Source organism: Kiritimatiellales bacterium (genome assembly GCA_041656295.1).
Classification (GTDB): domain Bacteria; phylum Verrucomicrobiota; class Kiritimatiellia; order Kiritimatiellales; family Tichowtungiaceae; genus Tichowtungia.
The window spans coordinates 42,513-58,229 of record JBBADV010000013.1 but is presented as its reverse complement, the minus strand read 5'-3'; the positions used below and the strand labels follow the sequence as shown (position 1 = coordinate 58,229).

General features: G+C 44.0%; 11 protein-coding genes. 7 read left to right on the top strand and 4 right to left on the bottom strand.

Annotated elements, in window-relative coordinates; genetic code table 11:
* The first annotated feature begins 15 nt into the window (after positions 1-15).
* The 7 genes from WC959_09155 (at position 16) to WC959_09125 (ending at position 10,688) form a co-directional block, all read left to right on the top strand.
* Complete coding sequence (locus WC959_09155; GenBank protein MFA5689299.1) at positions 16-2,172, top strand: alpha-galactosidase; 2,157 nt, start codon at positions 16-18, stop codon at positions 2,170-2,172.
* Between the two features lie 84 nt (positions 2,173-2,256).
* Positions 2,257-4,230, top strand: coding sequence for a DUF3748 domain-containing protein (locus WC959_09150; GenBank protein MFA5689298.1), 1,974 nt, complete (start codon positions 2,257-2,259; stop codon positions 4,228-4,230).
* 10 nt (positions 4,231-4,240) lie between these two features.
* Positions 4,241-5,677, top strand: coding sequence for a sulfatase-like hydrolase/transferase (locus WC959_09145; GenBank protein ID MFA5689297.1), 1,437 nt, complete (start codon positions 4,241-4,243; stop codon positions 5,675-5,677).
* A 25-nt stretch (positions 5,678-5,702) separates the two neighbouring features.
* A complete protein-coding gene (locus WC959_09140; GenBank protein ID MFA5689296.1) occupies positions 5,703-6,611 on the top strand; it encodes a dihydrodipicolinate synthase family protein in 909 nt (302 codons plus the stop codon).
* 506 nt (positions 6,612-7,117) lie between these two features.
* Positions 7,118-8,251, top strand: coding sequence for a Fic family protein (locus WC959_09135; protein MFA5689295.1), 1,134 nt, complete (start codon positions 7,118-7,120; stop codon positions 8,249-8,251).
* Between the two features lie 494 nt (positions 8,252-8,745).
* Entirely contained in the window at positions 8,746-10,131 is a 1,386-nt protein-coding gene (gene mnmE / locus WC959_09130; GenBank protein ID MFA5689294.1) for a tRNA uridine-5-carboxymethylaminomethyl(34) synthesis GTPase MnmE, read from the top strand.
* Positions 10,132-10,271: 140 nt separating this feature from the next.
* Positions 10,272-10,688, top strand: coding sequence for a very short patch repair endonuclease (locus tag WC959_09125; protein MFA5689293.1), 417 nt, complete (start codon positions 10,272-10,274; stop codon positions 10,686-10,688).
* Here WC959_09125 and WC959_09120 read toward each other — a convergent pair.
* Genes WC959_09120 through WC959_09105 form a run of 4 tightly spaced genes read right to left on the bottom strand, consistent with a single transcriptional unit; the run spans position 10,681 to position 15,697 of the window.
* Complete coding sequence (locus WC959_09120) at positions 10,681-12,273, bottom strand: DNA cytosine methyltransferase (GenBank protein ID MFA5689292.1); 1,593 nt, start codon at positions 12,271-12,273, stop codon at positions 10,681-10,683. The genes WC959_09125 and WC959_09120 overlap by 8 nt on opposite strands.
* Entirely contained in the window at positions 12,245-12,985 is a 741-nt protein-coding gene (locus tag WC959_09115; GenBank protein MFA5689291.1) for a hypothetical protein, read from the bottom strand. The genes WC959_09120 and WC959_09115 overlap by 29 nt, the downstream gene beginning before the upstream one ends.
* Positions 12,982-13,788, bottom strand: coding sequence for a hypothetical protein (locus WC959_09110; GenBank protein ID MFA5689290.1), 807 nt, complete (start codon positions 13,786-13,788; stop codon positions 12,982-12,984). Before WC959_09110 ends, WC959_09115 begins: the two co-directional genes overlap by 4 nt.
* Positions 13,769-15,697, bottom strand: coding sequence for a hypothetical protein (locus WC959_09105; GenBank protein MFA5689289.1), 1,929 nt, complete (start codon positions 15,695-15,697; stop codon positions 13,769-13,771). Before WC959_09105 ends, WC959_09110 begins: the two co-directional genes overlap by 20 nt.
* Positions 15,698-15,717: the final 20 nt, after the last annotated feature.

Sequence of the window (15,717 nt, the reverse complement as noted above, 5' to 3'; positions counted from 1 at the left end):
TTCTTAAGGAGTTTCATGCCAATTCAATTTAACAGCACGGACAGAATGTTTATTCTGTCCGGACACAGTTCGGTTTATGCAATTCACATCCTGAACGGCGGAGAGATCGGTCATTTTTTTTGGGGCGGAACACTGCCTGAAAATTATCAGGAGGAATTAAAAAAACCGCTTCTCGCGCGCGGATATTATCCGCAGCACCGTCCGGGTATTTCACTGGACGTTTTACCGCAGGAATATTCATTGCCGGATAACGGTGATTTCCGGACGCCGGCATATGAAATTATTTCCAGTGCCGGATATTTTTCTTCTATGCTTCAATATAAAGATCACAGGGTTGTTTCGGGGAAACCGTCGCTTCCCGGACTGCCTGCTGTATATGTGAATGATGATAGTGAAGCAGATACACTGTTTATTTATGCACAGGATGCCGTTTTGAATCTGAATGTTATATTACAATATACAGTGTTTTCGCAGTTGAATGTAATTGTCCGTTCTGTGAGATTTGAAAATTCAGGGACAGATCCGGTCCGGTTAAATAAGGCGATGAGCTGTTCTGTGGATTTTTCTTCGACTGATTTTCAATTGCTCCATCTCACCGGCGGATGGGCCTCCGAACGGCACATCACCGTCGAGCCACTGAATTGCGGGACAAAAATTCTGCAGAGTAGAAAAGGGCAGAGCTCACATCGGCAAAATCCGTTTTTTGCATTGCTGGACCCGCATGTGACAGAGACATCCGGCGCTGTGTATGCTTTTAACCTGGTATACAGCGGAAGCTTTTCCGGTGAGATTGAAGTGATTCCATCCGGGTTACTGCGTGCTCAGATCGGGATTAATCCATACGTATTTGACTGGACGCTTCAGCCGGGAGAGGGTTTTCAGACACCGGAAGCCGTGATGGTGTATTCCAGCAGTGGCCTGGGAGAAATGAGTCGTACATTTCACCGGCTTTATCGCAATAACCTTTGTCGCGGACATTATAAATCAAAAGAACGTCCCATACTTGTGAATTCATGGGAGGCAATGTATTTCAAGTTTAAATCGGATGACATTATCAAACTTGCCGGCATAGCACAGAAAGTTGGAATTGAATTAACGGTGCTGGATGACGGCTGGTTTGGAAAAAGGAATGATACCACATCTTCATTGGGTGACTGGTTTGTTGATAAAGAAAAAATTCCTGAGGGAATTGACGGGCTGGCACAGCAAATTCACCGAATCGGAACGGGATTCGGGCTGTGGGTTGAACCGGAAATGATCTCGGTGGAAAGCGAGTTGTATACAAAGCACCCTGACTGGTGCATTCATATTCCGGAACGTCCGTTAAAATTCGGACGGAATCAACTGGTACTGGATTTATCACGAACAGAAATACAGGATTATGTCGTTGATGTGTTATCGGAGGTTTTCAGCTGCGGACTGATTAATTATGTGAAGTGGGATATGAACCGCAGTTTATTCAATCTCGGTTCATCCGGCAGCTGTCCGCCCGGCGAATTATCTCATCGCTACGTTTTAGGATTATACGCTGTTCTTGAGCGAATTACGGCGGCGTTTCCCGATATATTATTTGAAAGCTGTTGCGGCGGTGGCGGGCGGTATGATCCTGGAATGCTCTATTATATGCCGCAGGTCTGGACAAGTGATAATACAGACGCTATCAGCCGGCTTGAAATTCAAAAAGGAACAGCACTTGTTTATCCGCCGGTTACAATGTGCGCTCATGTTTCATCCGTTCCGAATCATCAGACCGGACGGGTTACTTCATTAAAATTGCGCAGAGATGTTGCGATGTCCGGCAATTTCGGTTATGAGCTCGATCTTTGTAAATCGAATGAAGATGAACTCAAAGATATTGCCCGGCAGGTCAAATTTTATAAACAGATACGCCCGGTGATTACAGCCGGCGATATGTACCGGCTGATTGACATCCGTGAGAAAAACAGTTCGGCAGTGCAATACATTTCTGCGGATCGGAAAACGGTTATTGTATTCTATTATAATCTGTCAGGCGAAAGTCGAAAGCTGCTGCTTCAGGCTTTAGATTCAACGGCAGATTATTTCATCGAAAAAGATCAATCGTCATTTTCCGGCGGTGTACTGATGGAGCAGGGAATTAATATTCCGTTAGAGAATAATCAGCAGAGCGCAGTGATTGTTTTCAGAAAGTGATGTGAACAATTTATTATGGAGATGAAATTAAAAAACAGGACTGTGCGGCCTTTTATGGAGAGATGCTTTTTTGAGACATGAAATATGAAAGCTAATATGTGGAATATTTTCATTATTGTATGGATGTTTTGGAGCGCAGCGTTCTCTTCAGATATATCGATTCGTCAGATAACATTTGATAACGACAGTCATTTGCTCGGCCCATATAATCCGTGGTCACCGGATGATGAATGGATCGTTTACACGTGCGGTCCGAATCATTTGAATGATGTTGTAAAACGGACTCATGTAAAATCCGGCAGAAATGAAGTATTATTTGCAATAACGAATCAGACTGAGTTCGGGCCGGGCTGCGGCACTGCCAGTTACGGAGAAAATGGATCGGTTATTTTTATTTACGGCCCGCATAATGCGTCTGCGGAACGGAAATATGAATTCTGGCGGCGCAGCGCAATGATTGTGAATAAAACAGGCACTGCTTTTATTCCGGATGCGCGTGACATCATCGCACCTTTTTCAGCCGGCGCGCTGCGCGGTGGAACGCATTGCCACCAGTTCAGTAAAGACGGGCAGCGGATCGCCTTTACATATAATGACATGCTGGTATCACCGGATTTACGAACCGTCGGAGTTTCTGTTGCAGGGCGGCAGATAACAGTTGATGAACATCCGGAGAATCATAATGGAAAATGGTTCAGTTTATTATTAGTTCCGGTAAAAGAAAATCCTGTTCCGGGCTCCGGTGAACTTTCGCGCGCTTACGAAAACTGCTGGGTCGAATGGCCGGATGGACGTCGCGCAATCGCGTTTAAGGGGAATCATATCGCAACCGATGGAACATCGGTTACGGATATTTTTCTGGTAGATGTTCCGGAAAAAATCGAACCGCAGAATTCCGGCCGCCCGCTTGCCGGAACAGAAACAGAACTGCCGTTTCCGCCTGCCGGTGCGGCCGTTCGGGAACTCACTGATTTTTCAAAGCCCGGGTTGTTGAAAATAACAGCGCGTCCGCGTTTCTGGCTCAGCAGTACACCGGACGGCAGTGCAGTGTTTTTTCAGGCGGAAGATACTGCCGGAATTAATCAGATCTATTCTGTAAAAACAGGTTCCGGTGAAGTTTCGCAGATTACCGCGCATGAAGCGGATGTTTTCGGAACGGTCAGTGTTCATGCATCGGGAAAAAAGATTGCGTATTTGTGCGACGGGTCGGTTTTTGTAACATATCTGTCCGCCGGCGGTTCAGAACGGTTGACCGCCAAGGAGGAATATAATCCGGCATTTGTTTATTGGTCACATGGCGACCAGCTTGTTTTCGGGAACCGCAGTGCTGCCGGTGCACCGGTTCAGCTGTTTATGATTGATCTGTTCCCGCCGGCCACGGTTATTCCCCGTTCACGGTTTGATAAGAGCGGATGGGGCGCGCGGCATGAGACGATTCTGAAAGAAATTGAAAATAAACCGGAGCTGATTTTTGTCGGCGATTCAATCACTGAACGTTGGTATAGCGCCGGGAAAACGGTTTGGGATCGTTATTATAAGCCGCTGAATGCCGCCAATCTCGGTGTCGGCGGGGATGGAACTCAGCATGTGCTGTGGCGGTTAAAAAACGGTGAATTGGACAGAATTTCTCCGAAAGCCGCTGTTGTCATGATCGGGACAAATAATTCCAACGGGGATACTCATACTGCGGAGGAAATCGCGGATGGTATTATTGCAGTGGTTTCAGAACTTCGCGCCCGTATTCCTGAAACAAAGATTCTGCTACTGTCGATTTTTCCACGCGGGACATTTGCGCAGCGCGAACAGCTTCCGGCGCCGGCAGAATATAATGATCAGCGCAGAAAAAATGAGGAGGCCAGCCGGATTGCAGCGGAAATGGCGGACGGAAAACATGTGTTTTATCTGGATATCAACAGTGAGCTTGTTGACCGGAAGAATCGCGTAACTCCGGAAATAATGCCGGATTTAGTTCATCTGAGTTCTGCCGGATATGAAATATGGGCAAAAGCAATGAATCCGGTTCTCGGAAAATTAATGGGAACAAAACGCCTCCCTTAGAGTTTATGAAATGAAACCGTGGAACATAATTTTTATTGTGGCCGATGATATGGCACCGTGGGTATGCGGTCCTGATCGGCATCCGGATGCAAAAGTGCCGACGATTGATTCTTTAGCCAAAGAAGGCGCTTTATTTTCGAATTGTTTTACCGCATCGCCGGTGTGCAGTCCGGCACGAAGCTGTCTGTTAACCGGGCTGTATAGTACAGAAACCGGTCTTACGGATTATTTGTGTACTGATATTCATGATGATTTAGGCGTTGGAGAAGCAACCCAAACCTGGGTGAGAGAATTGCGGGATCATGGGTATCAAACCGCACTGTTCGGCAAATGGCATCTGGGCGAGGCCGATTGTTTTCACCCGACAAAATGCGGCTATGATGAATTCAAAGGCTGGCGTTCAGGCGCCGGAATTTCTTTAAACCCGGAAATGGAAATTGACGGAGTCAATGTTACTGCATCCGGGTACAGCTCTGATCTCATCACAGATTATGCGATCGATTTTATAAAAAAACGGGCTGATGCCCCGTTTCTTGTTTCATTGCATTTCTGGGAGCCCCACGTCAATCAGAACATCACTACCAGTGACGGCGATAGAACATGGCATCCGTTGAAAGATGATGATTGGGATTTATTCAAAGATATTGATCCGGAAGTTCCGAATCCGGATTATCCTAAACTGGATATTCCGCGAGTGAAACGGATGACTAAAGAATATCTGGCCAGTGTTCATGCGGTTGACCGGAATCTCGCCCGGATTTTAAATCTGCTGAAAACAGAGCAGATCGATGATCAGACGGTGATCATTCTTACGTCCGATAACGGATATAATTTAGGGCATCATGGAATCTGGCATAAGGGCAACGGATGGTGGATTCTCACTGATAATCGCGGTGACCGTCCGAATATGTATGATAATTCATTACGGGTTCCGACAGTTATTAAATGTCCGTTCATAAAAAACCCAGGAATCGTTATTAATGATCCGATATCAACATTCGACTGGTTTCCTACGATTCTCGGAATTGCGGGGATAGAGCCGGCCGAACGCATAACTGTTCGCGGAAAGAATCTTTTACCGGTACTTCAACATAGTGAGGCTATTGAAAGAGACGGGCTGTTTATGCAGTACCGGATGTGGGACTGGAATCAAACGGGCGCTGACCTCCGAGCATGTCGTACAAAAAAATGGAAATTGATTATCGATTTTAAAAATACGGTTCCTAATGAACTGTATGATCTGGAAAATGATCCGCATGAAACAGTTAACCTGTATCACTCAGATTCTCCGGAAATAATTGATTCAAGAGAAGCATTGCTGATAAAAATTTTAGAAACAATGAAAAGTATCGATGATCCGATACTTAAACGGTTGGAAATATGTAGCGGAAAATTCGATGGCGAATATGGCTGGATTTTACAAAGAGGTTTCCCCCGAACACGTTGATATATAATTTCCGAGGAAAAATATTATGGCTGACGGAATTTCATTGAATGGGATTATTCCTCCGCTGGTGACTCCGCTGATGGATCGGGATACGCTGGACGCAAGGGGGTTTGAGCGTTTGATCGAGCATGTTCTGTCCGGCGGTGTTCACGGGCTGTTTGTTCTTGGGACTACGGGAGAGGCGCCAGCACTCAGTTATAAGCTGCGCAACGATATTATATCACGTGCCTGCCGGCAGATCAGCGGGCGGGTACCGGTGTTGGTTGGTATCACTGATACCTCATTTTCGGAATCTGTGGCGCTTGCCGGAAGAGCTGCTGATTGCGGTGCCGATGCCGTTGTGCTAGCTCCGCCTTATTATTTTACTGCCGGGCAGGCGGAGCTGATTGAATATGTAGAGCATCTGATCGAAGAACTGTCTCTGCCGCTGTTTCTTTATAATATGCCGGGCTGTACAAAAATTAATCTCGAACCGCAAACAGTAAAATACCTGGCACAATTTAAAAAAATTGCCGGATTGAAAGACAGTTCCGGCGACATGGTTTATTTCCATCGGGTAAGGGCGCTTTTAAAAAACCGGCCGGATTTTTCTTTTTTCACCGGACCGGAAGAACTACTGGCGGAAAGCGTTCTTCTTGGTGCAAGCGGCGGGGTTTGTGGCGGTGCAAATATGTTTCCGGACCTGTATGTTCGTCTATATAATGCGGCAAAAACCGGTGATTTAAAAATCATCAGAGCACTGCACGAAAAGGTTATAGAAATCAGTACTACAGTGTATAGCGTTGGGAAACATGGGTCAAGTTTCCTCAAAGGTGTAAAGGCGGCTTTAAACCTGATGGGAATATGCAGCGATTTTGTTTCGGAGCCGTTTCACCGGTTTAAAGCGCCGGAAAAAGAGACGGTACGAAAACTTATAAACTCATTGGATTTATAACCGGGGTTGTAAATGAAGTGGAATTACCGAAATAGAAGACGTTAGAGAGAAAAATTTCGAAAATGAACGTCTTCGTTGCGATGCCTTCCGAGTGCATACGAAATGATGCCGTTTTTCATCTGATGGACATGGTTGTAGTATATACTGCAAGCGAGTCCACGTCCTCGGTCTGCCTGAACGGTTCCAAGTTTAATTTTAAGCTCATGCAGTCTTCTCGTCAAATTTTTTCAGTAGAGCACCATTTTTCTGATGGTTCGAATTGTCGGATGTTTAGAAATTTTTTATAACCCGTAGCCAGAAAACCCCAATCTTTTAAGACCGAGGATGAATGGCACCCATACTCCGGACTGGGAGCTATTATGCAGAAGACCAGAAGCCACGGGCTTTAGCTCGTGGAGTGGTTCACTAAAAAAATCATACATCAAAATGATATCAAAATATTTGAAAAAATCATAACCTAACAATCATTTGATGAGCCGATTAATCCTTTTATTCGGCTCATGATTATGTTTGTTTTTGAGCTGAATAATTTATATAAACGGCTCATGAAATATAACTGGCAGTTTCCAGAGTGGCCTGAGTTTCATTATGAAATCGCTGGAGTTCAGGATTTAATACTCAAGTTTATCGAAAAAACAGGACGAACAGACGGGCTTTTATCAACATTGCCGGAAACGGAAAAAACGGAAACGATTATTGACCTGATGGTTTCGGAAGCGCTTACAAGCGCGGCGATTGAAGGCGAAATGCTCAGCCGTCCGGATGTAATGTCCTCAATTAAAAAAAACCTTGGATTGCACGCTAAACCGGAAAAAACAGGAGACCAGAGAGCAGAAGGAATTGCGGAGCTACTGGTTTGCGTACGGAATAGCTTTAAAAAACCATTAAGCAAGGAAATGCTTTTTAATTGGCATTCTATGTTAATGAAAGGTGCTGTAAAAATTCAAGTTGGCACATGGCGAACGCATAAAGAGCCAATGTTGATTGTCTCAGGCAGTATCGGAAACGAAACAGTACACTTTGAAGCACCGCCATCGACTGCCGTTCCGGCGGAAATAAAACGGTTTATCTCATGGTTCAATAGAACAGATAAAACAATACAAAGTTTCCCCGTAAAGGCGGCAATTGCGCATCTCTATTTTGAATCGATTCATCCATTTGAAGATGGAAATGGACGAATCGGGCGGGCTCTTTCGGAAAAAGCATTGTCTCAAGGATTTGGATATCCGGTACTACTCAGCCTTTCTCAAGCCATTGAAACAGACCGTACCGGTTACTATGCTGCACTCAAGCAGGCACAACGATCGCTTAATGCCACTGAATGGATTGAATGGTTTGTAAGGACATTGATTACCGCACAGCAACAGGCAGAAACGCAGATTGAATTCGCGGTACGTAAAACAAAATTTTATACCCGCATCAATGGCATGAAACTCAATGAACGACAATTGAAAGTATTACATCGGATGCTAAAAGAAGGCTCGAATGGATTTCAGGGCGGAATGTCGGCAAAAAAATATATGGTGATCGCAAAAACAAGCAAACCTACCGCTACACGTGATTTACAGGCTCTCGTTGAATATGGCGTTCTTATATCTTCCGGCGGCGGACGTAGCACAAATTATCAAATTTCTTTATAGCATTGTTACCTGCGCGATACTGATTTCGTTTATTTACCGGTTGTAACTCGCGATAAGATCACATTTACGGAACAACATGTACTTGTTTCTGAAGTCATAGTATCCGTTCAATATATCTCCCTCTTATCGTGTGATGAGACAAAAGGCGCATAAGGATGTTAGAGTACCGACCCTAAAAACCTTCCGAGTTGCCCGCATTAGGGTTTTTATAGCCCTCTGGCCGCAGTGAACGACGGATGCGAAGATTCTTCTTTTGGGTTGCAGGATTTCCAGCTTGCAAACTGCTACACACGATCGCATATTTTGCTACACAAGCTCTGCAAAGAGGCGGAGCGGATACGACAACAAAGAAAAGTAGTGCCGTTTGTAACAACGTGGTAGTGAGAGGGTTAGCTCAGTCTGGTAGAGCGCTTGGTTTGGGACCAAGAAGTCGCAGGTTCAAATCCTGTTTCCCCGACCATTCTTTTCTTAACAGAAACTCTTATTGTATCAGGATGCAGAATTCCAATATAACCCTGCCGATGAATCAGCACGATACTATTGCCGCAATCGCAACGCCGCCGGGAGAGGGCGGCGTCGGTGTTGTGCGCGTCAGCGGCACCGGCGTTTGGGAAATTGCCGATAAAATTTTTTTCGGCACGCAAAAACCGTCGGATGCCGCCGGCGGGACATTTCTGTTCGGAAAAATTATCGCGCCGGACGGTGAAAAAATCGATGAGGCGCTTTGTCTGATTTTTCGTGCACCGCGCAGTTATACCGGCGACGATACCATCGAAATTCAGGGTCACGGCGGCGCCGTAGTTCTAAAAAAAATTCTGCGCAGCTGTCTCGCTGCCGGTGCCCGCATGGCGGAGCCCGGCGAATTTACACGTCGCGCATTTTTAAACGGTAAACTGGATCTGGTGCAGGCCGAAGCCGTAGCTGATTTAATTCACGCACGCAGTGACCGTGCCGCCAAAGCAGCGGTTGAGCAGCTCGAAGGCGGACTCAGTAAACAATTCACTGAATTATATGACGGAGTGGTTGCTGTTGCCGCTGATATTGAAACGACGCTCGATTTTGTGGAAGACGAACTGCCGGATGATGTTTTTCCGGCGCTTGCCGGCAAATTGAAGGCAAATTTAATGCTGCTGGATCAACTGTTTGCAACGTGGGATGAAGGGCATCTGCTGCGCGAAGGTGCACGCGTTGCTATTATGGGACGGCCGAATGCCGGCAAATCAACGCTGTTTAATGTGCTGCTTGGACGTGACCGTGCGATTGTCTCCGATATTCCCGGCACGACGCGCGATGTCATTGAGGAAGCGTTCATTTTAAATGGAATTCCGCTGCGTATACTCGATACGGCCGGTCTGCGCGAAACCGGCTGCCTGATTGAACAGGAAGGAATCCGGCGCGCGCGCGTTCATTCCGGTTCCGCCGATATCACGCTTTATCTGATCGATTTATCGCAGCCGTTTGCCGGCGAGGATCAATCGTATTTAGAAACACTCAATCCGGCGCGGACGGTTGTTGTCTTGAACAAAAGCGATAAAAAAAAATCCGGTTTCCGGTTTCCGATGTCTGATTTCAAAACCGTTGAAACCTCGTTGATTCACGGCACAGGAAAAAAAGTGCTCGATGTAATCGCCGAAAAACTCGGCGGTATAACGAATGCGCCGGCACACGCCGTAATTTCTGAACGTCATAGGAATCTCTTAATCAATGCGCGCACCGAGCTCGAGCTCGCGCGCGAACAGATTTCCGCCGGCGAAGAATCCGCTGTGCCGGCGGCAGAGCATCTGCGTGCTGCACTCGAGAGTCTCGGACAGATTACCGGTCGTATTTATCACAACGAACTGCTCGACAACATTTTTTCACGTTTTTGTATCGGAAAATAAATATAAGCAGAGTCAAGCAGTTTGAAATTGCAAACCCCGCACTGCAAGCCGGTGCGGTTTGTTTGTCTTTATGCCCGACCATAAAACTCTTCGGGTTTCTTTGCGTGAATTTTTATGTGTTTTATGGCTGAATTTTCACTATGGCAGATCATTTAACACCGGAAAAACGCTCGTGGAATATGTCGCGGATTCGCGGCACCGACACAAAGCCGGAAATCCTCGTCCGCTCCATGCTGCACCGTGCCGGTTATCGTTTTCGTAAAAATGTCAAAACACTTCCCGGCAAGCCGGATATCGTTCTTCCGAAGTATAAAACCGTTATTTTTGTTCACGGATGTTTCTGGCACCGGCATAAAAATTGTAAAGATGCAACCACTCCGAAAACCAATAAAGCTTTCTGGAATAAAAAATTCGAACGCAATGTCGCCAACGATAAAAAACATGCCCGTGAATTAAAAAAACTCGGCTGGCGTGTTATTACCGTTTGGGAGTGTCAGGTAAACACCGGGAAAAAACTGTTGTCACAAATAGAGAAATCGTTCAATTGCGCTAAGTAGAACGCGTATTGTATTTTTTAAAAATATCGTAAACTACTTCTGCAAGTTGCTTTGCAAGATATGGAGGAACTGCATTACCAACTTGATGATATTGTTGAGTCCGTCCGCCTTCAAAAAAATAATTATCCGGGAAAGTTTGAATTCTTGCGGCTTCCCGAACAGTTAAACTGCGGCATTGTACTGGATCAGGATGAATAAAATAATGTCCATCTTTTGAAATATGGCAGGTAATTGTCGATGACGGTTTATCCCAAACCTGAACCTTAAACCGGTCAGAAAATTTTTGATCAGGATTATCTTTTCTTATGTTTTTGTGCTTCGGAAGTAATTCATCAGGAAAATTTTTTAAATGCGGTGCGCGGTTTTTAGCCTTTCCATATGCCGCTACAAACAAATAACGGGCAAGATCTGAATCCATGTGGGTTCGTGTTTCATGATGTGAAATTCCTTTTAATTCCGGATCTGTATACCATCCATTAAGTATATCTAATGGAAATTTCCCCCATCTGTTATAAACTTGTGATTCATTACTTCCGGAAAGTTCTTGCAGCGCTGCAATCAATTCATCGCGGACTTCTTTTTCAATAGATTTCAGCCAAGGCGCCTTTTTTAAATCATGAAAATATTTTTTCCACCGTTCTATGGAATCAGTTCCTTTTGAAAAACCACTCCTCAGTTTTGGAAGATTTCCAATTACTTTCTTTATCGTTATTTCGTTTTTTTCTACTAAAGGCGTTATTCCCCCGTGAATGGCATCAAAAATATCTTCCCGAAGTCCTAAAAGAATTACCCGGTGCCGTGCCTGTGGAATTCCATATTTTTCTGCCTTGATCAAAAAATCCGCTTCCGATCCCTCTGACGGCTCTTCTCCTGTTACAAAAGAGACGATCCGGTATTTATTTTGTTTTACTTTTCCCCACCCATATTGTTTTGCGGCAACAGAAGGGTCTCGAAGATCTTTTAATATTCGCGGGAAAATTTTCTTCCCATGCAATTTAGACGAAAGAATCCCTTTAACATTTTCCATTACAAAAACAGCCGGGGCGTATAACGCTATAATCCGTAAATACTGCTGATAGAGCTTATGCCTGTCGTCATTTTCAAAATCGGCCTTTGTTTTTCCGCTTCGTTCGCTTTTTAAATATCCCAAAATACAACTGCGCCCGATTAGGGAATATGCCTGACAAGGCGGTCCACCAATTAACACCCAGTCTTTGTGATCTTTAATGGCAGCAGTGATTTTTTTATCAATCCAAGGTTGATGATCTGAATGTTCATTTCCTAACTCGGCACAAATAGCTTCGTTATAAGCAAGTTTCCATTCTTCCGGATATAATTCTTCAAGTTCTGTACGGGAAATAATACCTGAGAGATATTGATAATATTCTTCAGGGACTGATCTCCCTGTGTGCTTAAAATAACGAAAAAATGCACGTAACGATAATGTTTGCCGTGCACACGGATCTTTTTCAACAGAGACACCGATACGAAAAGGCCTTTCTCTAAAAATTTCAGAAGAAAAGCCTTCGCCCAACCCGCCTGGTCCTGCAAATAAATCAACTATCGGTATTATGCCCTGCGCCATCTTTCCACCACAAATCAAATTCTCTCGGGAAAAGATGTAGAATATCATCTCGGGTCATTGAAAAAAAGTCATATGTCAAATCAAGCTGTTCTTTCACACGCCAAAATCGATCAACAGATCCCGCTTTTTTTCGGGTAGTCGCCCCTCGCTTAAACGTTTGTAGTTCTTCATCATAATATAATTTGTGAACCGCTTTCATCATTTCCTTATTAGAAACTATCTCTTGACGCGATGCCAGTTGTTCATTGATTTCGCCAACAATAGATACTGGATTAGATAAAAGGGCTGAGGCGAATTCGCCATGGAGTTCAAATAAACTATATGGACCTAAAAGTTTGTGTCGATAGTATTCTGTATATTTTGATGATGGGATATATCCACAAATTTGGCCGGGCTTGCGCACCCCAGTTGTAGAAACTGGGCAAACCTGATCAAAATACGCTAAACTTAACCAAGCCCATAATTCAGGAATTTTTCGAACTCGTGCATTGATTCCACCCAACACTTCACAGAAATATTTTCCAGCAGCCAATCGAGAAGAAAACATTATATCTCTATCAATTTCAGAAAATCCATCAAGAGAAGTAGTCAAAGTTATATCTTCAAGATATTCAAATGGTATGGGCGTATCCCCGCAATCTTGAAGCATCTCTAAGAATTTTCTAAATTTATTCATGCCAACAGCATTAAATGTCCGAACTGTCATTTTCATTCAGGTACCTCCAGCGCTTTGCGCACCATTTCCATCACTTTCTTGGTTCGGCAGAAACAATCTACACAATTTTCTATCCATGCGCTGCATTTTTCACCACCGTGATATCGTCTCGGCCATTTTTCTCCACTCAACTTGCGACCAAACCACAGCCAATTCAATTGCCATTCATCGGTTCCGTCTTCTGTATCCGCAACAGACCAATCTTCTTCACCATATAATAATATGTAGGCAAGAATTTGCCGGACGAGTTCCGGATAAATCATGCAAAAGATCATTTCGTTATTATGTAAAAAACGAACTAAATCAGGAATTGATGAATTTATAACCAGCCAAGGCACCCCGCCGCCTCTTTCAAGATCCAGCCTCCAGATTCGATTGCCTAAATCTTCAAAATCCAGGCCGAGCAAACTCAGTCGGTTCGCATCTCGTTCACTTTCGCTAACAGAACCAACTCCATCAGCCATTGCCAAAATCTGACCATGTGACCCGCTTTCATCCACTATCTTGACTCGAAAGCGAATATCTTCTAAATCAGTGACGGTAAATGAATGTAAATTCCGTTCTTTCGGAACAACCGGATTGCCCACTGTACCAAAACAGAATCGATCAAGCCGAGTGCGATGGTACGCCTCAACATAAATTTTCCCAATATCAGGAAGTTTATTGCGATAATTCTTAAGGTGAATATCGGCTTCGAGGCGCGGGATAGCGCAGGAACGGTCAATACTGATCAATAGATCTGATCGTAGAATTTTAATGCGGTTAGTATAATTAAATTTCTTAGTCCTGCCTTTCATCATTCTCCTCTTTTGTCGGAACAACTTGAACCACTAAATCTCGATTGGGATCGAAGCCGGTTACATCAATCCGAAAATTTTCATTTATTACTTTCAGCTTAAGAACATTATTTTCGCAATAAATGATTTCCGAGCCATTCGTTTTTAATTTCACCGGAGCTTTATTAAACCGAAAATCAAATAAACTATATTTACTGAAATGATTGCCGGACGGAACTCTATATGCTGCTTTGATAACAATAATTTTTGGCGTATAAGTAGCATTTTCAACAGGCAATACCACAAAACCAGTATCGCGGCCAGCGATCTTTTCAGTACGCACCATTCGGATGGAAGGTTCTAGCGGATCAACCGTTTCTTCTAACTCCTTCTTCTTTTTTTCTCCATTGGATTTTTGTAGCTTTCCTGATGGAATATCGTTGGTATTTAGATAAAAAATATCCCTAAAAAAATTCCGATTCTGCTCAGTATTTTTCCGCGAAAGCAGCCGCCAGAGCTCATGTGGAGCATTCTTTACAAATCCGATAGTTTTACTTCCTCGATCGTATTGCTTTGAAAGGTCTTCATTATTACATTGTTCCCATCGATCATGAGCTGGCGGCTCAGAAATTCGAAGTAATCCCCCGAGAACGGGGTCATGCACTTCTATGAGTGCAATACAACCCACATCAAGTTTATTAGGATTCGCACGTTTTATATCAATTCCCTGCCGGATATACTTAGCAGGCACACGCTGAGTAAGATCGGTCTGAGCAAAACAAATATCAAATTCCCCACGATCTGGGTTTGCATCATTTTTTTTGACTCGAATGGGTATCCGCAGCGCAGTTTTTCCGTTTTCTTCAAGTTGATTTTTGATAACACCTAATACATCCTCTGGGATTTGAATATCTGTAACTGAAGGCGACTTGTTCAGATCCGATGTATTTAAAACTATAATGTCTTCTCTGGGAAGTTGAGCACTCCAAATAGCTAAATCAAGTGTTTTCAACAACACTTCATCCGAAGTAACATATTCGCGGGCAACAGCTTTTATCGTATTAAAATTTATAGTAATCTCATCACATCCCTTATAACAAATCCGAACTCTTAATTGATCACGAATAATCGGGTAAAAATAATCTCTGAGAATTGCATTAACTAGAGGCCCTGGAGCGGCGACTCCTATTTTCGGAAACGGAATAATGACAGACAGCCCCGGCTCTGTGCTACGTTGAATATGAAAAATCTCTGTAAATGAAGAAATTTGCTGATTATCTTCCAGTGGATATGCGAAAAACTCTTCATTATTAAACCGTCCATAATATCCGTAAGGCGCATATTTCCGGCCATTACGATGATGTATCTTTAAAATAGATTTTCCCATCAGTAATTTCCGACTATCTTCTACACGGCAAGTTAAACCGAAATAAGTATTAATGCGCGATGCCGCAGAGAAAACATGTTTGCCAAGCCCCCAGCTGCCAATACCTTCCTTTTTTCCGGATCGTCCGATATTGCGCCAGAAAAAAAAGAAATCATACAACCCGCGTCCCTCAAAAGATGCGGGACTGTGATTATCATCATATTCTGGATTTCCGCCCAATCCGCGTGTGCCAAAATCTTCTATTGTCAAATATTCTATTTTTTCACTCGGCGCCGGCAAATTTTTTTGATCAAGACCGCTGTTTTCAGAAAAAAGATGCGGAGCCAATCCCTCAAAAGGCATCCCTTTCGCCTGAAGATCAGAAAAAGAATAGTCAGCAAATCGATAAGATATAATTATCTCCGCAGCTATCTGGGTTTCATCTACTCTGGCATCAAGGGAGTTCTGTATGGCTTCGCGAATTAAAATTTCAGCTAGATCGCCGATTTCTTCGGATGCAAAAAATTCTCCTTGTATCGGGTCAACACTATCTTCGCCCTTTATCATTTGTCGGAATTGCCACATTT

Bases quoted from the DNA above. Each gene is read 5' to 3' on its own strand.
- WC959_09155 (MFA5689299.1), top strand. From the start codon at position 16: ATGCCAATTCAATTTAACAGCACGGACAGAATGTTTATTCTGTCCGGA.
- WC959_09150 (MFA5689298.1), top strand. From the start codon at position 2,257: ATGAAAGCTAATATGTGGAATATTTTCATTATTGTATGGATGTTTTGG.
- WC959_09145 (MFA5689297.1), top strand. From the start codon at position 4,241: ATGAAACCGTGGAACATAATTTTTATTGTGGCCGATGATATGGCACCG.
- WC959_09140 (MFA5689296.1), top strand. From the start codon at position 5,703: ATGGCTGACGGAATTTCATTGAATGGGATTATTCCTCCGCTGGTGACT.
- WC959_09135 (MFA5689295.1), top strand. From the start codon at position 7,118: ATGTTTGTTTTTGAGCTGAATAATTTATATAAACGGCTCATGAAATAT.
- mnmE (MFA5689294.1), top strand. From the start codon at position 8,746: ATGCAGAATTCCAATATAACCCTGCCGATGAATCAGCACGATACTATT.
- WC959_09125 (MFA5689293.1), top strand. From the start codon at position 10,272: ATGGCAGATCATTTAACACCGGAAAAACGCTCGTGGAATATGTCGCGG.
- WC959_09120 (MFA5689292.1), bottom strand. From the start codon at position 12,273: ATGGCGCAGGGCATAATACCGATAGTTGATTTATTTGCAGGACCAGGC.
- WC959_09115 (MFA5689291.1), bottom strand. From the start codon at position 12,985: ATGAAAATGACAGTTCGGACATTTAATGCTGTTGGCATGAATAAATTT.
- WC959_09110 (MFA5689290.1), bottom strand. From the start codon at position 13,788: ATGATGAAAGGCAGGACTAAGAAATTTAATTATACTAACCGCATTAAA.
- WC959_09105 (MFA5689289.1), bottom strand. From the start codon at position 15,697: ATGATAAAGGGCGAAGATAGTGTTGACCCGATACAAGGAGAATTTTTT.